This window comes from Microcoleus sp. LAD1_D5 (assembly GCF_036702115.1).
In the GTDB taxonomy this organism is placed as follows: Bacteria; Cyanobacteriota; Cyanobacteriia; order Cyanobacteriales; family Microcoleaceae; genus Microcoleus.
In genome coordinates this window covers 1-22,589 of sequence record NZ_JAUBSA010000086.1, presented here as the reverse complement: position 1 = coordinate 22,589, position 22,589 = coordinate 1, and the positions used below count along the sequence as shown (strand labels likewise).

Annotated in this window: 13 protein-coding genes; 7 read left to right on the top strand and 6 right to left on the bottom strand. The window is 46.2% G+C overall.

What is annotated here, in order from left to right:
• The first annotated feature begins 233 nt into the window (after nucleotides 1-233).
• Complete coding sequence (locus QUA70_RS24740; protein WP_333333071.1) at nucleotides 234-1,439, top strand: glycosyltransferase family 2 protein; 1,206 nt, start codon at nucleotides 234-236, stop codon at nucleotides 1,437-1,439.
• A 129-nt stretch (nucleotides 1,440-1,568) separates the two neighbouring features.
• Here QUA70_RS24740 and QUA70_RS24735 read toward each other — a convergent pair whose 3' ends face one another.
• Nucleotides 1,569-7,481 carry an AAA family ATPase gene (locus tag QUA70_RS24735; RefSeq protein WP_333333073.1) on the bottom strand — a complete coding sequence of 1,971 codons (5,913 nt, stop codon included), beginning with the start codon at nucleotides 7,479-7,481 and terminating at the stop codon, nucleotides 1,569-1,571.
• Between the two features lie 490 nt (nucleotides 7,482-7,971).
• Between QUA70_RS24735 and QUA70_RS24730 the strand changes: the two genes are divergently transcribed.
• The 3 genes from QUA70_RS24730 (at nucleotide 7,972) to QUA70_RS24720 (ending at nucleotide 10,962) form a co-directional block, all read left to right on the top strand.
• On the top strand, nucleotides 7,972-8,715 hold the full coding sequence (locus QUA70_RS24730) for a hypothetical protein (RefSeq protein ID WP_333333075.1): 744 nt from the start codon (nucleotides 7,972-7,974) through the stop codon (nucleotides 8,713-8,715).
• An 85-nt stretch (nucleotides 8,716-8,800) separates the two neighbouring features.
• On the top strand, nucleotides 8,801-9,025 hold the full coding sequence (locus QUA70_RS24725; RefSeq protein ID WP_333333077.1) for a hypothetical protein: 225 nt from the start codon (nucleotides 8,801-8,803) through the stop codon (nucleotides 9,023-9,025).
• Between the two features lie 233 nt (nucleotides 9,026-9,258).
• Entirely contained in the window at nucleotides 9,259-10,962 is a 1,704-nt protein-coding gene (locus QUA70_RS24720) for an NAD(P)/FAD-dependent oxidoreductase (RefSeq protein ID WP_333350496.1), read from the top strand.
• A 573-nt stretch (nucleotides 10,963-11,535) separates the two neighbouring features.
• On the opposite strand, the gene QUA70_RS24715 is transcribed toward QUA70_RS24720, so the two are convergent.
• The 5 genes from QUA70_RS24715 to QUA70_RS24695 form a co-directional block, all read right to left on the bottom strand.
• Complete coding sequence (locus QUA70_RS24715; RefSeq protein WP_333333081.1) at nucleotides 11,536-12,090, bottom strand: NYN domain-containing protein; 555 nt, start codon at nucleotides 12,088-12,090, stop codon at nucleotides 11,536-11,538.
• Between the two features lie 180 nt (nucleotides 12,091-12,270).
• Nucleotides 12,271-13,110 (bottom strand): glutamate racemase, encoded by an 840-nt coding sequence (gene murI, locus QUA70_RS24710; protein ID WP_333350495.1) that lies wholly within the window; start codon nucleotides 13,108-13,110, stop codon nucleotides 12,271-12,273.
• Between the two features lie 177 nt (nucleotides 13,111-13,287).
• The gene (locus QUA70_RS24705; protein ID WP_333333085.1) at nucleotides 13,288-15,081 is read right to left on the bottom strand and encodes an N-acetylmuramoyl-L-alanine amidase; all 1,794 of its coding nucleotides are present in this window, start codon (nucleotides 15,079-15,081) and stop codon (nucleotides 13,288-13,290) included.
• 669 nt (nucleotides 15,082-15,750) lie between these two features.
• A complete protein-coding gene (locus QUA70_RS24700; RefSeq protein ID WP_333333087.1) occupies nucleotides 15,751-16,014 on the bottom strand; it encodes a hypothetical protein in 264 nt (87 codons plus the stop codon).
• 480 nt (nucleotides 16,015-16,494) lie between these two features.
• On the bottom strand, nucleotides 16,495-17,517 hold the full coding sequence (locus tag QUA70_RS24695; RefSeq protein ID WP_333350493.1) for an alpha/beta fold hydrolase: 1,023 nt from the start codon (nucleotides 17,515-17,517) through the stop codon (nucleotides 16,495-16,497).
• 417 nt (nucleotides 17,518-17,934) lie between these two features.
• Here QUA70_RS24695 and infC point away from each other — a divergent pair, with 417 nt between their 5' ends.
• The 3 genes from infC (at nucleotide 17,935) to QUA70_RS24680 (ending at nucleotide 22,212) form a co-directional block, all read left to right on the top strand.
• Complete coding sequence (gene infC, locus QUA70_RS24690) at nucleotides 17,935-18,471, top strand: translation initiation factor IF-3 (RefSeq protein WP_006635262.1); 537 nt, start codon at nucleotides 17,935-17,937, stop codon at nucleotides 18,469-18,471.
• Between the two features lie 107 nt (nucleotides 18,472-18,578).
• Nucleotides 18,579-21,620: a HEAT repeat domain-containing protein gene (locus QUA70_RS24685; protein ID WP_333350491.1), complete on the top strand. Its 3,042-nt coding sequence runs from the start codon at nucleotides 18,579-18,581 to the stop codon at nucleotides 21,618-21,620.
• Nucleotides 21,621-21,735: 115 nt separating this feature from the next.
• Entirely contained in the window at nucleotides 21,736-22,212 is a 477-nt protein-coding gene (locus QUA70_RS24680; RefSeq protein WP_006635260.1) for a Crp/Fnr family transcriptional regulator, read from the top strand.
• The last annotated feature ends 377 nt before the right edge of the window (nucleotides 22,213-22,589 follow it).

Below are 22,589 nucleotides of genomic sequence, written 5' to 3'. Positions count from 1 at the left end.
TTTGGTTTGTAAGGCAATTATCTATGTATATCTTGCCTTACAGATTTTTTTTTGCTCACTTTTTCAGTGCCATTGGACTTAAGTCGTCACTACAAATGTGAAAATGGTGATTTTTTGCGGGCATGATATAATGATACTTTAGATAGCGTGGCGTCGTGAGTTAACAAAGGTGGAATTAGATTAAATGAACTCAATGCCCGCAGCAAATTAAATTAAATTAAGGTACTAGAATTGTGGAAATAAATCAGCTAGCATCCCTATTTATTGATGTTGTGCTATTGGCGATCGCCCTGATCCTTCTCATTCCCGTTGCAGTTCTATTTCTAGAATGCAGTGCAGCTTTCTTCTCCGGCTTCGACCCCACACCGGAAACTAAAGCGCCCCGCCCCAAAGTAGCAGTTTTAATTCCCGCTTACAACGAAGCAGCAGGAATTGCCGCCACCATCTCCACCATATTGCCGCAGCTAACACCTCAAGACCGCCTGTTAGTGATTGCTGACAACTGCACGGACGCCACGGCAGAAATCGCCCGTAAGTGCGGTGCAAGTGCGATCGAGCGCCAAGACACACAACGCAAGGGCAAAGGATACGCACTGGATTTTGGCTTGCAGTCGATCGAATCAGACCCCCCCGAAGTAGTTATCATGGTTGACGCAGACTGCATTTGTCAGCCAGACGCCGTAGAGAAATTAGCCCGGGTGGCAATTGCCGAACAAAGACCGGTACAAGCGACTTATTTAATGGAACAGCCACCCAATCCTACCCCCAAAGATTCAATTTCTGCCTTAGCATTTCTCGTGAAAAATTTAGTCCGTCCCAGCGGATTAAAACAGTTAGGATTCCCATCATTACTAACAGGTACTGGCATGGCTTTTCCCTGGTCGATAATTCGATCGGTTTCCCTAGCCAGCAGCAATATTGTTGAAGATATGCAGATGAGTTTGGATTTGGCGATCGCCGGACATCCAACCGTATTCTGCCCCGAAGCCAAAGTCACCGGGTGTTTGCCACAGCAGCAGCAAGCAGCTAAAAGTCAAAGAACCAGATGGGAACACGGTCACATACAGACATTGTTAACTCAAACTCCCCGGCTGACAGCAGCTTCAGTCGAGCAAAAACGTTTTGACTTATTGGCGATCGCCCTCGACTTATCCGTCCCTCCCCTATCGCTTTTAGTCGCTATCTGGGTAGCTGCTTTTGCCGCCTCTTTACTAGCAGCAACCTTTGGAACATCCCCAATTCCCGCCGTCTTTTTAGCAGTACAAGGACTGCTGATTTTAGTTTCAATTGTCGGCGCTTGGGCAAAATTCGGGCGTGCCGACATTTCTGGCTCAACTCTTTTATCCGTACCTTTTTATATCCTTTGGAAAATCCCTTTGTATCTGGGTTTTCTCCTGAAGCGGCAAACCAAATGGGTGCGGACCGAACGCGATGTTTAATATTTAGATTGATAATTGGGAACCGCAGATATCAGCAGATAAACACAGATGAACGCAGATAGAATTTTATCTGCGTTCATCGGCGTTGATTGGCGGTTTCAAAAACTTATATACAAACTTAAAAAAAGTTCACTGCTTCACGGGAATTTCAATCACAAACTCAGCCCCCTCACCGGGCGCGGAAAAGCACATTAGCTTCCCCCCGTGTTTCTCTACTACAATCTGATAACTGATACTCAACCCTAAACCGGTACCTTTGCCCACAGCTTTTGTAGTAAAGAAAGGGTCAAATATTCGCGATCGTACTTCCTCCGTCATCCCCGGGCCATTATCAGCAATATAAATTCTCACCAAGTTTTTGTCGCATACCTCAGTCCGAATCTCAATCTTTCGCTCAAAGATGGGAGATAAAGGATTTTCTAGTTTGGCTGTTGTCTCCGGTCGCCCAACTCCTAACTCTACTGCATCAATTGCATTGCTCAAAACATTCATAAACACCTGATTTAACCCAGAAGCATAACAATTTACCTTCGGTAGTTCACCGTAGTCTTTAATCACCTGAATTCCCGATCCGTCTCCATTCTTTTTCAACCTGTGCTGCAAGATTAACAGAGTAGATTCAATCCCAGAATAAATATCAACTGGTTTCATCTCAGCTTCATCAAGCCTTGAAAAATTCCGCAGCGACAGCACAATATTGCGAACGCGATCGACCCCAACCTGCATAGATTGCAGGATTTTGGGTAAATCTTCTTGAATAAAAGCGAGCTCAATATCTTCTGTTGTAGCAACAATCTCAGGAGTAGGATTCGGGTAAGACTCCTGGTAAAGCTCAATCAATCCCAGCAAATCCGAGCTATATTCGCTAGCGTGGAGGACATTGCCGTAGATAAAATTAATCGGATTATTAATTTCGTGAGCAACACCCGCCACCAACTGCCCCAAAGAAGACATTTTTTCAGTTTGAATTAGTTGAGTCTGCGTCGAGCGTAATTCGGACAAAGTAATTTCTAACTGTGACGCTTTTTCTCTCAACTGCCCCTCCGACTGTCGCAAAGCATCCTCGGCTAACTTGCGATCCGTAATGTCCTGGACAGTCCCAAATAATTTAATCACCTTACCGCCATCCAAAATAGCTTGCGCCTTAGCATAAATATATCTGACAGCTCCATCAGGGCGCAAAATTCTCATCTCATACTCGCAAGGATTTCCTAACTGACCAATCTCCTCTAGTCGCTCTAACCACAACTGTAGGTCATCTGGATGAATTTGCTTCCTGTGTTCTAAAAGAGTAGGTTCTGGTAGTTCAGGGTCAAGAGCAAAAATTCGGAATACTTCCTCAGACCAAGTTAATTTATCCCCCTCCAAATCAAATTCCCAGTTACCCAAGTGCGCCAGTTTTTGAGCTTCTTGCAGCTTCGTTTCTTTAGTCTTTAATTCCTGCGTGCGCTCTTCTACTCTCACCTCCAGCGTCTGCGAATAATCCTCCAACTGTTCCTTTGCTGCAGACAAATTAGCAACAAGTACGGCATTCTCCAGAGAGATAGCCGCTTGGGAAGAAAGCATTTTTAACACCTCCAGTCTAGTTGGAGAAAACGCTTCAAAAGTTAAATTATTTTCCAGATAAAGAATGCCTACGAGTTTGCTTTGATTCAGAATGGGAGTACAAAGCGCAGATTTCACTTGCCGTCTTTTAATATAGGGGTCATCTGTAAATAGACCTTCCCTAGCCGCCTGACTTAAAACCACATCAGAGTGCGTCCTTTCAACATAATTAATCACCGTTATTGGCAAAACCTCCGCTGGAGCCACTGTCGGACATTGCTCAACTGCAACATCCGAAGACTCCACCGATGCCGCTGCTTGAATCAGCAATTTTCCTTCCTTGGGCATCAACAGAAAACCTTTTTGTGCTCCGGCATTCTCGATCGCCATTTTCATTAACTTTTCTAGCAACTTGTCCAACACAATTTCACTAGCTAGCGCTTGAGATCCTTTCAAAACAGTTGTCAAATCCAATAAAGTGCTGTGACTGCTGTTCGTGCTAGAATTAGTGCTAGTAATAGTTCTATCGGCGCTGGGTTTTGCCGCCGATGCAGGGGGTAAAGACATCGGATATTCTAATTCCAAATATTTGACCTTGGCGGTTGCTCCCCAATGAATATAGCCGTAGTAAGCATCTATCAGATAACTCTCAGCCACTTTGTTTCGACCGTTAGCTCGATAAAATTCTGCCGCCCGTTCGTTTGCTAGCGCTTCTTCGTGGATGTATTCATTCTCCGAGGCTCCTTTCACCGCTCGATCGTAATACTGAGCCGCTTTTTCATATTGTCCCAATACTCGCGCTTTCTCAGCCTCTACTAAGTCATATTTGTGCTGATAATTTCCCGGACAGTGAAAAGCCCAATGCTTCATTTTTTTCTGAAGCGAAGCAACTTTTTTTATATCTTGTTTCTGTTCACTTGTTGAAGCTGTGGGATGCAAAGCTAAGAGTGCTAGACAATAGTAAAAGTTGTGAATGGGAACATACATCGTGGACATCGCACCCTCAGAATAATTTGATGCTGTCACGGCATTTTCAGCAGATTGAGCATAATCTTTAAATAGATAATGTAGCCAGGATTTATACAAGTAAACTACAAATACTACGAGATTATTTTGACTCTCCTTTAAAGCTGGCAGCATAGTTTGTTCATTAAACTTTTCGCCAACTAACAGACGAGGATTGGTTGTTTTACCTTGCAAATTTAAGACAACTTGCGCCCCAAGTCGGGCTTTATAAATCATAATTTCATTCTGATAATTCAGCAGCATTTGAATATATTGCTCCTGCTTAGTCTCCACAGAATCCAGAGGTTCGCCGCTCAAAAATATATAATTGCTGTAAAAAGTAGCACAATAACAAGCATTGTTGACATCTCCCGTTTCTAGTCCACTCTGAATACCCTCAAGTAAACCGATAAGACTTTCCCTGACCTGTTCAGACCAGTGACGGATAAAACCATTAAAAAGTAGCGAGATTTGAGAGTTGTGCAAGTTGGTGTGGAATCGTTCTAAAAGTGCCTGAGCTAGTTGACCGTATCGGTATCCAGAATCCATATCACCTAATACTGCACAGTGAATCAGCCCGTAACTTCCATACCCCTGACTAGACAGCGGCGCATTCCCGTACTTAAGAGAAAGAATAACTATTTTAAAGGAGATCAGTGGGAACATATCGGGTGCTGTTACAGAAGCAGCCGGACACATATTCGTTAAAATCCGTATAGCCGCAATTTTATGAAGGTCAGTCATTGGTGGCAACTGGGCTAAATCCTCAATCCGTTTGTTTCCCACAGCTAATTTTGTCTGTATTAGCCCCATAAAAATATTTAATTTAGTGGGTTTTTGAGGGAGATAGACTCCCAACAGTTTCAAAGCTTCGAGAGCTATATCTATCGAAGCTTGGAATTGATTTTGATTAAAGTAGAAAACAACTTTTAGCTCATAAACTTTGACTTTTTCTAGTAAATTTTGGGCGCGGAATATAATAACCTCTGATAGCTGAAACGCTCGCTCAAAATCGGTATTTATATAGGACGATTCCAGCGCTTGGGTATGGAGTTCCATGATTAAATCATAGTGACTCTGCCAAGCGACATCGAGTAGAAGTTCTAGACCTACATTAAAATATTTTAGCGCTGCTTCATAGGCGGCAGAACTCTTAGCTTTTTTACCCGCTATAAGATTAAATTTAGCTAGTTCATCTCGCTTTTCTTGAGTTGTGAGGAATTCAACCCCGATATTGAGTTGGTTGACAATATCAAAGATATTGTCTGCTATTTCCGATGGCGGGGTTGAATTCAGTAGGAGGGAGCCGATTTTTAAGTGAGTTTGTTTTTTCTGCGAGTCAGGGATGAGAGAATAGGCGGCTTGCTGTATGCGATCGTGCAAAAACCTGTAATCAATTGAGCAGTGCATAATTGCGGGATGATTTTGATTGTTTTGTGGGATGGGCGTCCCGCCCGTCCGGTGTGTTTTCACGATTTCCTCATCAAGCATCGGAATTTTGTAAGCATCGCTCATTGGCAAAATTAAACCAGCTTGAAGCGCATCCCATAAATCTGCCGCCGTTTCCGAGCCGGATTTTTCCCTAACAATTGCCAAATTGTCTAAATTAAAATGGTTGCCCATACAAGCCGCTAATTTTAACACTTGCTGCGTCTGCTCGGGTAGTTGTTGAAGATTCCGAGCAACTAATTCAACGACACTGTAATCTGCAATGCCAGCGGCTTCAATTTCCGTTATATCCCACTGCCATCCACCAACCGTGAAATCAAAAACTAACAGTTGTTCTGAGTGAATAGTTGAAAGAAGTTGAGTTATAAAAAATGGATTGCCGCCAGTTTTATTAAAAATTAACTCTGTCAAAGAATTTAAGTTTTTCGTTGGATTACCCAAAGTATCCCCTACTAGCTCAGTGACGCTGCTTAAATCTAAACATGGGAGAATAATGTGATGCACAGCCGCACAAGTATGTTGAATTTTTTCGACAGTTTGAACTAACGGATGAGTCGAATTTACTTCGTTATCTCGATATGCTCCTATTAGTAAAAAATATCGGCTATTCTGGTCACTAACTAATTCCTGAATCAATTTTAAGGAAGCTAAATCTGCCCACTGCAAATCATCCAAAAAGAGAACTAATGGGTGTTCAGCTTGGGCAAACACACTCATGAATTCTTTGAACAATCGATGAAAGCGATTTTGAGATTCTGTCGGTTCCAATGGGGTAACAGCAGGCTGCGAACCAATTATTAGTTCGACAGAAGGGACAACCTCCATAATAATTTCACCGTTATTACCCAGCCTTGACAAAAGCTTTTCTTTCCAAATTGCCAAATCTTCTGAGCTTTTTGTTAATAACTGCTGCATTAATGATTCAAAGGCTTGAGTTATTGCAGCATAAGGAATATCTCGCTTAAACTGATCAAATTTACCAGCAATAAAATAACCCCGCTGCCTGACAATTGGTTTGTGGATTTCACTGACAACTGAGGTTTTACCGATGCCTGAGTAACCGCTCACCAACAACATCTCTGTTTTCCCAAAGCTGACTCGCTCGAATGATGCTATCAAATCAGCGACTTCTTGGGTGCGGCCGTAGAGTTTTTGGGGAATCAAAAATTGACCTGATTTGTCAAGTGTCCCTGGAACGAAATTTTCTATTTTGTCAGTAGTTTGTAGCTGGGTTAGACAATTTTCCAGGTCTGCTTTTACTCCAAAGGCACTTTGATATCGGTCTTCGGCATTTTTAGCTAATAGTTTCATGACAATAGATGAAACTACCAGGGGGACTTCCTTTTTTAACTGATTGGGAGGAGCTGGCGTCACCGCAATGTGGCTGTGAATTAATTCTAAGGGGTCGGTTGAATTAAAGGGTAACTCTCCGGTCAGCATTTCATAAAACGTGATGCCTAGAGAGTACAAGTCAGTTCGGTAGTCGAGGTCTCGGTTCATCCGACCAGTTTGCTCGGGGGATATATAGGCGAGAGTGCCTTCTAGCACGGTGGTATTGATATTTTGGTGGACTTCTCTAGATAGGCGCGTTGCCATGCTAAAGTCGGTGATTTTTACTTGTTCAAAATCGGGTGTAATGATAATATTTGATGGTTTTATATCTTTATGAATAATCTGGTTTTGATGCACTTCTCCGAGAGTTTGAGCCACTTGAATAGCCAGCGGCAAAAACTTCTGAATTTTAATATTTTTACCCGCGAGATGGTGTCTGAGAGATTGACCGCCGCAATCTTCTAAGATCAGGGCGAAACTGTTTTTATATTTTTCTAAGCTATGGGGTTTGACAATCCCTTCAAGCTTGAGATTCGAGCTAATTTTGTATTCATGTCTCAAGCGGGTAATTTCTTCTATTGTGGGATACTCGGTATTGAGTGTTTTAACGATCGCCGACGATCGATCGGATTCCCTGACTGCGCGATAAATGATGGACTTCACACCAAGTTGAACAACTTCTGTGAATTTGTAACCGGGAAGTGCATTCATGGCTTTTATTCTCTGACTAAGTGTTGGGTTAATATCGCGCTTGATGTCGATCGGAGCGGGGGCGGACGCTACTTAAGTATTTTTTGTAATTGTGGTAATTTGGGATACTTTAAAATTTCAGTAATTACTCAGGAATTTTTTAGATAGCGAGATGCCTAAACTTTGAAAGTGCCTGGACAGCCAAACATCTGGTTTGAATTCCGACTTAATCATGTACGGTCTGACACCTCACCGAGTTGATTGCCATATTGTAACAAATTCTGTGATGCCGATCGCACACATGACAGACAAATCCTTATAAATTTAAGGTTTAGCTAAATCTTTGAGCCTTGTAACCAAGTAACGAATAGGACGCCTGGGTCTTGAAAACGCAGGTTGAGGCGATCGAGATCAGAATTTAATATGACGTGCATTACAAATAAGCATGATTTAGATCACAAGTACAGAGTGATGAACTTGCTAGCATCTTTTCATCATTAGGTGCATCCCCATGGAAGAAGTCCTAGCATTGATTGAAAAGAAGAAGCAAGAATTTGCTAAATCTGGGCTATTTGAGTTTATGCGAGACACAAGTATAGACCCCAGACAACGCCTTGCTTTTGCTCCCTGTGTTTCTCCTTTCGTGATGAGTTTTGGTGAATTTAACAAGTATGTGTTCCGAGAAGAACCAACCAACGATCCACTTCAGGTAATAGTCAACAATCATACTTATGAAGATGATCATCACTGGTTGTGGTTTTTACAAGATTTGGAAACACTGGGTATTGACATATCTGTGAATTTCAGTGATGCTTTGAATTTTCTATGGAAGGAAGAAACAAAGGGAGCACGTTGGGTATCACATCAAATTTTTCGAGCAGCTTTTGGGGCTAGTCCTATTACTAAGTTAGCCATCTTGGAAGTGATAGAAGCAACCGGTAATGTGTTCTTCTCAACGGCGGCACCTATTGCTCAAGAATTACGAACAATTACCCAAAAGGAGTTGCTTTATTTTGGCTGTTTTCATTTAGCAGTGGAAACAGGTCATACTACAGGAACCCTGGAAGTGGATAAATTGATTAAAAACATACCACTCTCAGAGGAAACCCGCCAAGAGGCTTTTAAGATAGTTGAGAACTTGTTTGAAGTTTTCACAGAACTGACGGCTGAGCTTCTGGTTTATGCAAAAACGCATAGCTTTGAGCAACCTTTTGCCAAACCCCGCCCGATTTTGCAACCTTTAAAAGCTGCGTAGCTTACCCGATGTAAAATTTTCAACTCTTAGAACCAGACCAATCTTAGAATCAGACAAAATTTATTACTTAGTAAGGAGACTCATCATGTCAGAAGTTAACAGCAATTCTTCAACTGTAATCAATGAGCTAGAACCGACAATGATTCACACTTGGACTGAGAATCTGGATATTGCTCATACTTGGACTGAGAATTTGGATATTGCTCATACTTGGACTGAGAATTTGGATATTGCTCATACTTGGACTGAGAATTTGGATATTTCCCAGAGTTCTCACATACCTGAAGATCAGAAACGGGCAGTAGGATAAAACTGAGATATTGCACCAATGTGAATAAGCCTTTTAGGAACGGGATCTCCGGCCCGTTCCACAAGAGAATTTATTTGTTGTGAAACAGGCATCTTGCCTGTTCTTGACAATGGTGCAAAATCTCAGATAAAACCTGTTGTAAATAACTATTCAGCCTCCGAATGAGCGAGGCTGAATAGTTAGACATTTATCTCGTCAATGCCCAAAATTAGCATCTACTATCCCTATTTGATATGAGCCATTACGACGTTGTTATTGTCGGCGGCGGCCCCGCTGGGAGCACTGCTGGCACTCTGCTCAAGAAATACAATCCCAATCTGAGCGTGCTAATCCTAGAGAAAGAAAAATTCCCTCGCGATCACGTTGGGGAAAGTCAATTGCCTCAAATTAGTGATGTGCTTCAAGAAATGGGATGTTGGGACAAAGTAGAAGCAGCAGACTTCCCAATTAAAATTGGTGCTACCTATCGCTGGGGAACAGATCCGCATCCTTGGGATTTTAATTTTATCAAGCCTGAACAGTTTAAAGATGAGCAGCGTCCTGCTAAATTTGAGGGACAGAGACGGCAAACTGCTTTCCAAGTCGATCGAGCAAAATATGATGAAATTTTGCTGCGTCACGCGGAAGAAATGGGATGCTTAGTAAGAGAAGAAACGCCCGTTGTTAAAGTAGATACAGAGGGCGATCGCATTACCGCCCTGCATCTGCGGCAAGAACAAATAACCGCCCGCTACTACATCGACGCCTCCGGCCACATTGGCGTGGTGCGGCGAGTTTTAGGAATTGAAACACACTGCCCGACGCGGTTGCAAAATATCGCTATCTGGGACTACTGGACAAACGCTGAATGGGCCGATGAAATTGGCGTTGGTGGCACGCGCGTACAGGTGATGAGTTTGAGTCACGGGTGGATTTGGTTTATTCCCTTGAGCCCCACTCGCACCAGCATCGGTTTCATTTGCCCTGCAGAACATTATAAGCAAATGAAACAGCGGCCAGAGGAGATATATTCCGAAGCCCTCAACAGCGAACCCCGCATCAGCAAGTTAATCGCTAATGCTACCAGTACCGGAAAGATTGAAACTACAAAAGATTGGTCATTTTTGGCTGATAGAACAGTAGGAGAAAACTGGTTTTTGGTCGGAGAAGCGGCCGGTTTTGCTGATCCAATTTTAGCTGCTGGCATGACTTTAGCTCACACAGGTGCCCGTGAAGTGGCTTACACAATTTTGGAACTAGAGCAGCAGAAGCACGAGGCTAACTGGCTGAAAACTCAATACGATGGGAATCAACGACGCCGAGTGCAACAGCATATTCGCTTCGCCGATTACTGGTACGCTGCTAACGGTCAATTCACTGATTTACAAGAGCATTCTAGGGAAATCGCGCGGGATTCAGGGTTGAATTTAAGCCCGGAAAAAGCTTTTCAGTGGTTGGCTCAAGGCGGATTCACGAATGATATTTTGGGTCAAGCTGTGATTGCTGGATTTGATTTGGGTTCTATGAAACAGGTGATGCAACGCTTCTCGCAGCAGGAGGTTCCGTGGCTACTTTCGGCATACAATGTGTTTCAGTTAGATTTATTGGATGCGGAAGTCGAGTTTGTAGCTGTTTATGATGCTGGTCAAATTAGCAAGATCAAGTGTTATGTGAAGAACGGTCAGCGCTTGCCTGTTACAGGTTTATATGGTTTGCTGATTGACATTTTGAGCCGCACTCAGTACATTGAACAAATTTATCGGCAGTTGGTACTGGTGTTTGGAGAGCGTTTTTCTGTGCAACACGCTCGTGTAGCTATGCATCAAGCCCTTGGTTGTTTGGAGGTGATGGTGAGTTCTGGTATTGTCAAGGCGATATTAAACCCGGAGTTGTCTAAGTTGAATATTTCCATACCCATGGAAGGTGAGTTAATTCACACTCACAGGGATGCGAATTAAGGCGCTACCAGAAAGCTTGACCCCAAACCATCTCAAATCTTAAAAAACAAAAAGTCTGAAGCTGGAAAATTCCAACTTCAGACTTTTACTAACTCCCCGGGTAGGATTTGAACCTACGACCAATCGGTTACACTTATCCCAACGTTTCCGAAGGGCGCGGACTATTTCATCATCCCTACAAATCATGTTTGTGATCTGTCGTCGGATGTCGGGCGCTATGAGATTTATTGGTTAGGCTCCTCATCTCTAGTCTCTGCACCTTCCTGGGTACTTGCGATCGCAACCGCTGCCTTTCGCCAGACTTGGCTCAAGATTGCCGCCACCCGAAGTGCTGCGGTTTCCTTGAATTCACCCGATTTTTCAGTATCCGTTACCGGATAGAGCTGCTATGTCACTAGGGCTTTTGGTTGATGCCAAAGGCTTGCATTCATTACAGCCGACCGCTCTGCCACTGAGCTACCGAGGATTGGGGGTTTTTGTTACCCACATTTACTAACAATAGCTGAACTTACTCGATTTGGCAAGGCCTTTGACAAACTTTTTTTTTATCAGACAGCGAGCGGGTTTCAGCAGCTAATGCAGCCCCATTCTCAACTTGGCGAGGCGCTGCTGGGATTCTGGATCGAGGGAACTGGCGAGAAAGCGACTGGAGTTGTGTTTGCGGGATTTGTGCCGGCGCTCGCTGCGGCGCGCGGTGGATTCTACGTCAGCCGCTAGTTGTTCGGCGGACATCCATTCGGCACCGTAGCCGACTACGGTCAATTGTTGCGCTCGGTCTGAGGTGGCGACAATCATGCGGCCTTTACCTTTGACCGATCGCAACTCGTAGCGCAAACTAGCACAAGATTTTTCAATATAGGTATCTGCTGTCTGACCGAAGTCAGTGTAGTGCACCGATAAATTTTTAGTAATAATTTCTTTAACGCCGGGAGTATCTCGATAGTGCGCGTCAAACACCAGCCGAGCCTCAAAATCTTGAACAGCGCTGTAGTTAACTAAAACCTCTATTAACTCGCGGCGAGCTGTTTCGAGTTCGTCGCGATCGCGCTTCTCTCGGAGTCGAGGCCAAAGTCCAATTATGTTATAGCCGTCTACAAGTAAAACTGCTTGTGATACATAGGGTGACATGGTTCAAGGCTGAAGAGCTCCAGCACGTATAGGACATTATTTGCATTGTTCATCAAAGCTTTTGTTCAATAATATTACCTATTGATGTGTAATTGCTAGGTTACATCGCAATAATTAAACCCCCCAGAGCCAGCTTTACCTGAGTTTTGGGGGGTTAGATTAACGGATAAATTTTCCAGTTTATTCGCCCGATTCCAGCGATACGGGCGATCGTACAACTGTCGGCAGGGATATTTTCTCAACAGCAGGAGTACAACCGAGCCACTGCACCGACAACTGGGCAAACTGCTGCGGGGGGCCGCTCACGCAAAAACGAGTCGGTAGCGCAGTACCAGGATTTCGCAACCCCAAAAGCTCCAATTCTCTGGCTGCTGCAGCCACCACCCGTACCGCAGGATCGATCAATGTCACCCCAGCAGGCAAAAGCGAGCGAAGCACAGGAGCCAACAGCGGATAATGAGTGCAGCCGTAAATCAGCGTATCGATGCGCTGCTGAATCAAAGGAGCCAAATATTCCCGAGCCACCTCACAAGTATAAGGGTCCTGAATCCGGTTTTGCTCCACCAGTGGCACAAAAGCCGGACAGCTAACCTGCCACACCAGGCAAGAATCGTCCATCTCCAAAATCGCATTTCGATAAGCATTGCTAGCAGCCGTAGCAGGAGTGGCTATGACCCCGATCCGCTTGCCTTGCTGCACCGCCGCCTGCGCCCCCGGCAGAATTACTCCCAGCACCGGGATATCAAATTCAGCCTGCACCATCTCCATCGCCAAAGCAGAACTGGTGTTGCAGGCCATAATCACCATTTTCACATCCTGTTCCACCAACCAGGCCATAATTTCGCGGACAAACTCCACAATTTCCGACGGCGTGCGAGTGCCGTAAGGCAGCCTCGCCGTATCTCCAAAATAAAGTATCGATTCGTTGGGCAATTGTCGGTACAACTGAGTCAAAACAGTCAAACCGCCCACGCCGCTGTCAAAAATACCGATTCTTTGTTGTCCAGAGTCTGTTGTCATTTGTTAATAGTTAGTTATCTGTTGGCAGTTATCTGTTGGCAGTTGGCAGTTGTCATTTGTCAGTTGGCAGTTGTCATTTGTTAATCGTTTGCTGTGGCTAATAACAAATAACCAATAACCAATAACATTAATCAACAATCAACAGTCAACAGTCAACAGTCAACTGCCCACTGCCCATTATCTTTGTTGAAGATAAAACAAAATGCCGCGAGCGATCGAAGCCGCCATTTGACTGCGGTAAGCTGGATCTGAAAGCCTAGCAGCATCCTCAGCACCCGTGACAAAACCCACCTCCAGCAAAACAGAAGGCATAGAAGTCTTTCTCAAAACATAAAATCTCGCCTGCCGCACCCGGCGGTCAGTCGCCCCCGTGCCCTCCAAAATACTGGCGTGAATCACCCTCGCCAAATCTTGGCCGTTATTGAAATAATAAGTCTCAATCCCACTGATATCCGGCCGGCTCATATTAATTGCATTAGCGTGAATGCTGACAAACAAAGTAGCATTCACCCGTTCCGCCAAAGAAACTCTGGGGTCCAGGTCGATTTCGCTGTCGTCAGTCCGAGTCATCACCGCCTGCACCCCCTGCTGTTCCAGCAGCCTCGCCACCTGAAACGAGATATCCAAAACAATCTCCTTCTCCTGAATGCCCTGAATCCCGACTGCCCCCGGATCGCGACCACCGTGACCAGGATCGATCGCTACTACGGCGCGGCGGTTAGAAACTTGGGGCAAATCGTCGCTTCCGAAAGTCCTTCTCGGCAAAGGCGACAAATTGGGAGGGCGAGTCAAAGGTTGCTGCGCGCTAGCATTAGAGCGCAACTGCAAAGACAGCAACTGCGGACTCGGCCTCGTCACCCTGCCTACCTCTACCCCCGATCGCGGCTGCACCCAAATCACCACAGTCTCCGAGTCTTCTTGGCTGGCTGTAAACGATACAGGACTGTTGGCATCGAGCTGAGGAATTTCCCCCGTCAGGACACCAGAGGCGATCCTGATCCAGTAAGCTCTCGACCCCTGGTCCCACCCGCTGGTATAGGAGACTTGGCGGTCCGTTCTCACCACCAGTTGCGTGCCGTTACTGGCTAAATCAATTGACTGAACTCTCGCTAAATTTCCTTGAGCTTGTCTAGCCGGAGGGTCTACAGTCAGGCGGCGGGGAACCGAGGGCTGTCGTACTACACTTCCAGGCAATAGCACCACCCCGCCCAAATTGCTCACAGACGCCCGCCACTGAGTATTAGAATTCTTCATCCGCAAAGTCACGCGGGTAACGGGCGGGTCTGTTGGCAGTTGCCGGACTTCAATCTTGTCAACCCCGTGCTTGCCGTTCGTTTGAGGCTGTTGGCTGCTTAGGCCCGGATCTAAACTAGCTCCTTCAATATCGAGGGTGGCGATGTCCCCGGCGCGACTTTGTTCAAAATTAATTTGGGGGCGGCCGCCCGCAGTGCGGACTAAAAAACCGTCCGCCGTCACCTGAACGTTCTGAACTACAGTCGCCTCGGCAGACTGGGCTTGGGGTGCTGAAGATTCAACCGATAACCTTTCTCCCCCAGGCTCTGAAATCGGATTTTGAGTTTCTCCCCGCATCGGCGTTGGTAAATCCACTGTCCACTCGCTCGGAGAAATACCCCGGAATTTTACTTGCTGAGGGTCTATAGTAAACCCGTCTCTGATCTCGACCACAATTCTGGTCGTATCGTTGTCAAACTGCCCTACTCGCACCGATTCGATCGCCCCTGAGAGCGGTTTGCTGACCGAGGGACGACCCAGACTCGTCCCCGGCAAGTCGATTACCAACCGCATCGGGTTGAAAATTAGTTGAGCCTTGGGTTGTACTCCCCCCTCTGTTGTAATGTAAAGCCGGTTCTCTGAAGCATCAAACCGCCAAGATTGCAGTCTAGCTGCTTCGGCGGCTCCGGCGAGCAAAAATACACTTAAGAAACTCGGTAGTAGCCAGTGGAATTTCACGACAGTTTTTTCCTCGTTTGCGTTACTGCCAAAAGCTGGAAGGGCGCTGCTTGCCCGATCGGCTTTCAGCAGTTAGCCGCCAGCAGACCGGGGGCACGGGGGCCGTCAGTTGTTGGCTAAATTGACTTTTTTATGCGTTAACAGGCTCCAAAATGCCAGATCCCGGCATTTTTGAACTTTCCCGTATACTTGGGGGCGATCGGTTATAAGCAGACTGAAAGATTGTTGGCACAAGGGAAGGTATTTATTTTTAGGAGCAAGAAACAAGGTGTTTCTTAAAGCTAGAAGGTACAAGTTAGAAGGTATAATTTTACCGTTCTTCCAGGGAGGGGTTTCATAGCTCTTTAATGTTGGCGAAGCTCGTTACGGCAATGGTTATAATCCGCTTTACACTTGCGTTTTGTTCTAACTTTTCCTAAACTACCTCAATAACTTAACAACTTACCTCGCGAACAATCCGGATTTTCAAGATTTAGGTAACTTTTCAAGGCCGCCAAATGTTACTCCCAGACAAACTGACATATTCTTTGGGAAAAGCTTTTTTGCTAACACATTGACAGTTAAATACAACTACATATCGCCCCTGCTCTCTTTTTTTCTGAATTTTTTAATCAGGGATTTTCGGTGCTGCTTGAAACTTAGTGGGGCGATCGTGATCGCGCCCGCCAATTAGACAGTATAATAGCTAGTCCATGTTTTCAGCAGTAACGGGAGAGTTTTGTGTGTTACTTGGGCGGGCAATGCTTTGTCATTTAGACTCTTTTTGAGTGCACGATCTACAGCCAGAGCATTGGTTGGTTGACCTGATAAAAAGTTTTGACCGTAGATATAGTTATCGCAGTTGTAAAGTTTGTTGGACAGCAAAGACAATCGATCGGCTTCTGGGTAAAACCTATGATTTGGTTTAATGGCTTGCCTTTCGACTAACTGCATAACTTGGATGTGTACTACCAGTTAGAGAAGATACACTATCTTGGTGATTGTGTCAATCTCTGATTTTCTCAAAAAAGGGGCCTTCCATAAAAGTAGATACATGACATCACAGAAATACGGAGACTTACTTTCCTGCAAGAGTCGCCCACAGTAAAAAAGTTGTTTAGTTTAGGTTAGTTTAAGCCTCCAGATAGCGGCTGTGGAGTCAATCTCTAACTTCAAATCGACTGACTCTCAACAAAGGGAATTTTTGTAATATAGCAACCGCTTTGACGGTTAGGACGTTCTTAATTGCTGAAACATAAGCGGTCGATTGCTTCTTCCTTCTTTTTACCCTGCCCTTCTTCCTTCTTCCTTGTGCTATACCATACCGCCGGACCATACCGCCGGGTGCGATCGAGTTCTAGCAACTTTTTTTTGAGCCGGATAGATACCCGCAAGTTATTTTTTTCCCTTAGCAACGCACGGCCCTGTGTCTAATCAACAGCGCTGCAATTTGCTCTTGCCCGTAGGTGCAAAATTCCGGCTCATCCAGCTCAAAATTGCTTGATTTACTTGTTCCGGACATTCATCCTGGGGACAGTGGCCCGCATTGTCTAATTCAACTAGCTCTACATAATTGGGATTGCATTCGACATATTGGTGGGGTCGGGCGAACCGAGGGGGAATCATCCGGTCTTGTTTGCCCCAAATTAACAGCATCGGGATTGTTAAATTTCGCATCACCGTCTTGACACCGGGGCTGAATTGTGAACTACCTACAGCTTTAAATAAAGCGCAGAAGGCGCGGGCGGCTCCCCGATCACCTGCTGGCCCTGCTAGAATTTCCACTAATTCGTCGGTAACAGCTTCGGGATTGGAGTAGGCAAAGCCAACCCAGCGACGGACAAAGGAAGGCTTGCGGGCAAAATAAAATAAAGGCCTGAGTAAGATCGGAGAAACAAACAAACTTTCAACCGCTTCGATCGCCGGAAGCAGCCATCCGGGCACCGCCTCGGCTCGCACAGAGGGGTCTGGGAGGCTAATCATCACTGTGCCCGCCACCATGTCCGGGTGAGCTGCAGCCACGGCCAGACAAATCAGCGAGCCGATCGAGTTTCCTGCCAAGACTACCGGCTCTCTGATAAAATTCACCCAAAAATCATAAACTTGAGCGACCCACAAAGACACAGAGTAGTTGACCGGAGCTTTTTGGGAAGCGCCAAACCCCAACAAATCCAAAGCGTAAACGGTTTGGTTTTCGGCGAGTTGGGCGAGATTTTGTCGCCAGTGACCGATCGAAGCTCCAAACCCGTGCAGTAAAATAATCGGCGTTCCCGATGCGCGCGGGGCAATTGCCTCGGCCGCAGAATCTTGAGATTCGAGCGCGTCTTGATTTCGCCCCAAAACCGGCCGCAAATAAGTGTAGCGAGTTTGCCAACCCCGCCACATCCAGTCTCGTTGAGTTCCCACCCGTTGGTGCCACAGCAGAGAATTTGTCAATTTTGCCTCAGCTCGCAACATAAATTTACACTTGCTTATACCTATTCTACAAGGCAAATCAGGCGACTTGGGGGACTTGCCAGACCGGGGGAGATGGGGTAAGAAAAGCGGTTGTACCTCATCCTTAAGCTTTTACCCTGAATTTTTGACGGTTTTGTCATCAATCGGGCAAGGGGGCGGGCGATCGTGTGTGAAGTTAAAATAAAACTAGGCAGAAACTCAGCCAGACTGAGTAGAATAGCAAGTATTGTAAGAATTCATTTACGATCGTCCAAATATTCCCCAAGGCTTTAGCGGAGGGGAGACAGGGCGCGGTAGTACGTCCGGTAAGGGTAACACCTTATAAAACAGTTCGATCGTCAATCGTGAAAAATTGACCGATCAAACCTGTAACTATCAAGAAGCTTCGCTATTAAACTACTGCTTGTAAAACCATTCATGCCTGTGATTGAAAGAAGACAAAATCGCAACCTACCCCAGATCAACGAAAATATTCGATACCCCAAAATCCGGGTAATCGATACCGACGGCGCGCAACTAGGGATATTGACGCCTGCAGAAGCGCTGCGCCTCGCAGAAGAAAAAGAACTGGATCTCGTACTTGTCAGCGACAAAGCTGACCCGCCCGTATGCCGGGTAATGGACTATGGGAAGTACAAATTTGAGCAGGAAAAGAAAGCGCGAGAAGCAAAGCGGAAGCAGCACACTGCCGATGTTAAAGAAGTGAAGATGCGCTACAAAATTGAAGAACACGACTACCAAGTGCGCCTCAAACTAGCAGACCGCTTTATCAAATCTGGGGACAAAGTAAAAGCCACGATCATGTTCAGAGGTCGGGAAATCCAACACAGCAACCTAGCAGAGGACTTGCTTAAGCGCATGGCCACAGATTTGCAGGAAATCGCAGAAGTGCAGCAAGCCCCGAAAAAAGAAGGACGCAGTATGATGATGCTGCTGTCGCCGAAAAAAGTATAAATAGATAGTCATTAGTCAGCAGTCATCAGTCATAAACTGGTGACTGATAGCTGATGACTTCCGAAGTTAGTCAGGAATAAGCTACCACACAGGGAAATCAACGCTGCATGGAAAATTTTCAAATCAGCGGTTCGGCGGGAGTAAGACACGGAGTGCTGCGATCGCTTAACCTGCGATCGGAAGAAGTAGAGCGAACCGTACTGATGTTCCTCGTCTACACTCTAACCTCCGTCGGGCTGATCTGGCTGGAACTCAGCACAGTAGGTCTTTTTCTAGATGAATTTGGTGCAGATAAAATGCCCTGGATTTACATAGCCAGTGCGTTTATCGGTTCTGGCTTGGGATTTGTCTACTCGTGGTTGCAAAAAATCCTGCCGCTAAGGCGCACCGTCGTAGTGGTTCTGGGAATGATGTCGGTACCCTTATTTTTGTTTCGATTTGGCATCGGCTACGAAAATACTAAGATAGCTGGCGTCAGCATCGCTTTTATTACTATTTTTTTGATGTGGCTGTGGGTAGAAGCTTGCTATGTCCTTAACGACCTCAATACTTCTATCACTTCCAACCAACTCTTTAACATTAGAGAAATCAAGCGCACCTATCCGCTAGTCAGCAGTGGCTATCTAGTAGCTGGAGTAGTCAGCGGATTTTCTCTGCCTGTTTTGCTATACGTAGTCGGACTCAAAAACGTTACCCTCATATCGGGGTTGATGGTGGCGATCGGCTCGGTGTTGCTGTACTACCTCACGGAAAAATACAGCCAAGCATTCCCGGAAACGGCTCACTGGACGGATGATGATGAAGACGACGACCAAGAAGAATTTACCGCCCGCAAAGTTACAGGCCCACTCCAAAAATACGCCGTACCTCTAGTCAGTTTCTTCATCCTCGCAGAAGTCGTCTACGTGCTGGTAGATTTCCAATTCTACAGCCAGTTAGAATACCAAAACCCTGGGGACGGAGCTAGCTGGATCGCTAGCTTCCTGGGCATTTATGAAGGCATACAAGGCCTGTTTCAAGTGGCGACTCAGTGGTTCGCTTCGAGCAGGTTGGTGGAAAGAATCGGTGTATTCGTGACGGCGATGATTTTGCCGGCGGGCATCGCGATACTCGGGGTACTAACCATAGGAGCATCCCTGGGCCAGCTAGTATCTGTGTTCATCGGGCTGATATTGCTGAGATTTTTAGACGAACTGCTGCACTACACGCTTTTGGAAACCGTTAGTCCGGTTTTATTCCAACCGATTCCCGACAATATTCGATCGGGCATTCAAACTTTGGTCAACGGTGTGGGCGAACCTTTGTCCACCGGAGTTACAGGAGTCGGCATCCTGATTATGCTGTGGGTGACAGGCACGATACTCCCCCAGCAAGATGAAGAGGTATTTCACGACCAGCAAAGCTTGATATTTATTGGCGTGATCGTCATATTGGCACTGTTGTGGGTGTTTGTCGTATGGTTGATCCGCTCTCAATACGTGGGTTTGTTGGTCAAAAGTGCGGAGCGGGGGCGCTTGGGCGTCACAGACGTTGACCTCAAAGCTCTCAAGCGCGCAGTGGTGGAAACTCTACAAAAGCCGGGGGGCGAAGATGAAAAGCGCTCTTGCATAGAACTCCTGACGCAAATTGACCCGAAAAATGTCGGAGAAGTTCTGGCTCCCCTCCTCGATTCGCTGTCCCCTGGTTTGCAGCGCCAGAGCTTGGAAACGATGCTGCAACACCCGAATCCCGCATATTTAGAAGCTGTCCGCGCACTTTCGCAGCAATCCTTGCCGCCGGAGGTGCTGGCCTTGGCTTTGCGCTACATCTGGCTGACGGAAGCTGAACCGAATATTGAGAGCTTGCGGCCTTACTTGCAGCCGACGGTCGATCCGGTGGTGCGGGGTACGGCGGCTGCTTTAATTATGAGAAGGGGCGATCGCCTGCAAAAGGCAGAGGCTACTAACACGCTGCGCCAAATGCTGACGCACAAACAAGAGCGGGAACGTGTTATGGGGACGCGGGCTCTGGGAGAGGCTGATTATTTGCAAGGACTGCGGCTGTACATCCCCAATCTGTTGCAAGATGAATCTCTGCGAGTGCGCTGCGCTCTGTTAGATGTGATTTCGTCTACTCATTCGGAAGAATATTATCCTTCGCTGCTGCGCGGACTCGGTTACAAATCGACTAGGGAAGCGGCTTTGCAGGCTATAGTCAAACTTCACAACGATGCCATTCCTTTGCTCGTGTATTTGGCTGAGGATATCCACAAGTCGGATTTGGTCAGGTTGCAAGCTTGGACGGCTCTGGGTCAAATTGGGACTGCGGAGGCGATCGACATTTTGGTCAGCAATTTGATGACGGCTTGGGGCACGACCAGGCGCAACATCCTTCGCATCCTGTTGAAAATGCCTTCGGAAGCGGGGATAGAAGGGGTTCTAGACCGCATCGGCCGCAGTGGCTTGGAAACTCTCATCGAACAGGAGTTAATGTTTATCGGTCAAATTTATGCAGGTCTGGTAGATTTGTCTGGGGTAACAACCTACGGCAATTTGTCGGGGGGTGCTAACAGCACTGGGGCACATGGGGACGATACGGCTCAATTGTTGCAGCGGGCTCTGGCGGGGTTGGAAGCTGATGCTAAGGAGCGGTGTTTTTTGCTGATGAAGTTTCTTTATCCGCTGGACACAGTACAAGCGGCTGCTTTCAACATCGCTTCTGGCCAACCTTCTTTGCTTGCTAGGGGATTGGAAATTCTCGACAATACTGTGGATATAGCTAGGAAGCGATCGCTGATCAATTTGTTGGATCAGAATTCGGAAAGAGAAAAATTGAGCAACCTCTCGGAATTGATGGTTTACAAACCTCTAGCCCCTAGCGATCGCTTGCGCCGCTTGCTAGAATTGCGCCACTTCCTTTCCGATTGGGCTTTGGCGTGCTGCTTTCACTTGGCGAGGGAAGCGCGCTGGAGCCTTACGGCTCAACAAACTCTTGTCTGTCTGCAGCACCCGACGGGTTTTGTCCGCGAAGCAGTGTTAGCCTATTTGAAAATAGCCTCGCCGCGGGCTTTGGTCGAATTGTTGCCCAGGCTGCAAAATGACCCCGATAATTTGGTATCCGCTCAAGTTGAAGAGATGATGGCAGAGTTGGGTGCTGGGGGAAAAAGGTAACATTAGTTAGTTGTCAGTTGGCAGTTGTTATTGTCAGTCAACAGTTAACAGTCAACCGTTTTTATTCCCCTTCTTCTTCCCCTTTTTAAGTTTAAATTAATCACTGCATCTCATTATGTTAACCAGCGTCGAACGCCTATTGTTTGTGAGGGAGGTTCCGATTTTTAAGGAACTGCGGGATGATTTTCTCGTGCGTCTAGCATCGGTAATGGATGAACTTTCATTTCCTTCCAAGCACAGGATTTTTACGGAAGGACAAGAAGGTCGGTCTCTTTATATTTTGGTATCGGGAACGGTGCGGGTGCATATAGGCGATCGGGATTTGGCACAGTTGAAAGCGGGGGCTTGTTTTGGGGAAATGTCGCTGTTTGATGCAGAACCTCGATCGGCTTCTATTTCTACTCTCGAACAATCCGAGTGTTTGATGCTGACTCAAATGCAGCTATATGATGCGATTGATGAAACGCCGGGAATTGCTGTGAATATTATTCGCTTGCTGTCGCGCCGGATTCGCGAGTTGAATCAAAAGTTGAATGCTAAAGAGGCAATTATGCCACCTACAGAGACTGTGAGAGTTGCTGAAATGCGATGAAAGTGGGGAATTAGGAATTGTGTTTTTAGTCGATCGGTAATTCTGCAATTCTGCACAATTTATCTTCTGTAAGGTGCGAATAGCGATTACGAATAGGCACAATTTCTCTGGTAGATTATACCAAATCCGGGTTAGCTACCCCCTGATGATGGCAGAGCCGAAACGGCACCCTCTGTGCTCGATCACTAGCGCGAGTTAAGGGTTGATGGAATTTGAGTCTGGTTAATCCTTAAAACTGTTTGATGTCAGGCAGGACACCGGCGGGCGATCGAGAGATGGGCGGGCAACGCAAGGAGCTACAATAGGGCTTGCTGAATAAGCCTAAAACCCTTACCTCAAAAGACTTTGACTCGCGTTCGGCGTTGACAACGTGTAAG

Excerpts from the sequence above, each read along its gene's own strand:
- QUA70_RS24735 (WP_333333073.1), bottom strand. The coding sequence starts at position 7,481 with ATGAATGCACTTCCCGGTTACAAATTCACAGAAGTTGTTCAACTTGGT.
- murI (WP_333350495.1), bottom strand. The coding sequence starts at position 13,110 with ATGACAACAGACTCTGGACAACAAAGAATCGGTATTTTTGACAGCGGC.
- infC (WP_006635262.1), top strand. The coding sequence starts at position 17,935 with ATGCCTGTGATTGAAAGAAGACAAAATCGCAACCTACCCCAGATCAAC.
- QUA70_RS24700 (WP_333333087.1), bottom strand. The coding sequence starts at position 16,014 with ATGCAGTTAGTCGAAAGGCAAGCCATTAAACCAAATCATAGGTTTTAC.
- QUA70_RS24720 (WP_333350496.1), top strand. The coding sequence starts at position 9,259 with ATGAGCCATTACGACGTTGTTATTGTCGGCGGCGGCCCCGCTGGGAGC.
- QUA70_RS24715 (WP_333333081.1), bottom strand. The coding sequence starts at position 12,090 with ATGTCACCCTATGTATCACAAGCAGTTTTACTTGTAGACGGCTATAAC.
- QUA70_RS24725 (WP_333333077.1), top strand. The coding sequence starts at position 8,801 with ATGTCAGAAGTTAACAGCAATTCTTCAACTGTAATCAATGAGCTAGAA.
- QUA70_RS24695 (WP_333350493.1), bottom strand. The coding sequence starts at position 17,517 with ATGTTGCGAGCTGAGGCAAAATTGACAAATTCTCTGCTGTGGCACCAA.
- QUA70_RS24685 (WP_333350491.1), top strand. The coding sequence starts at position 18,579 with ATGGAAAATTTTCAAATCAGCGGTTCGGCGGGAGTAAGACACGGAGTG.
- QUA70_RS24680 (WP_006635260.1), top strand. The coding sequence starts at position 21,736 with ATGTTAACCAGCGTCGAACGCCTATTGTTTGTGAGGGAGGTTCCGATT.
- QUA70_RS24730 (WP_333333075.1), top strand. The coding sequence starts at position 7,972 with ATGGAAGAAGTCCTAGCATTGATTGAAAAGAAGAAGCAAGAATTTGCT.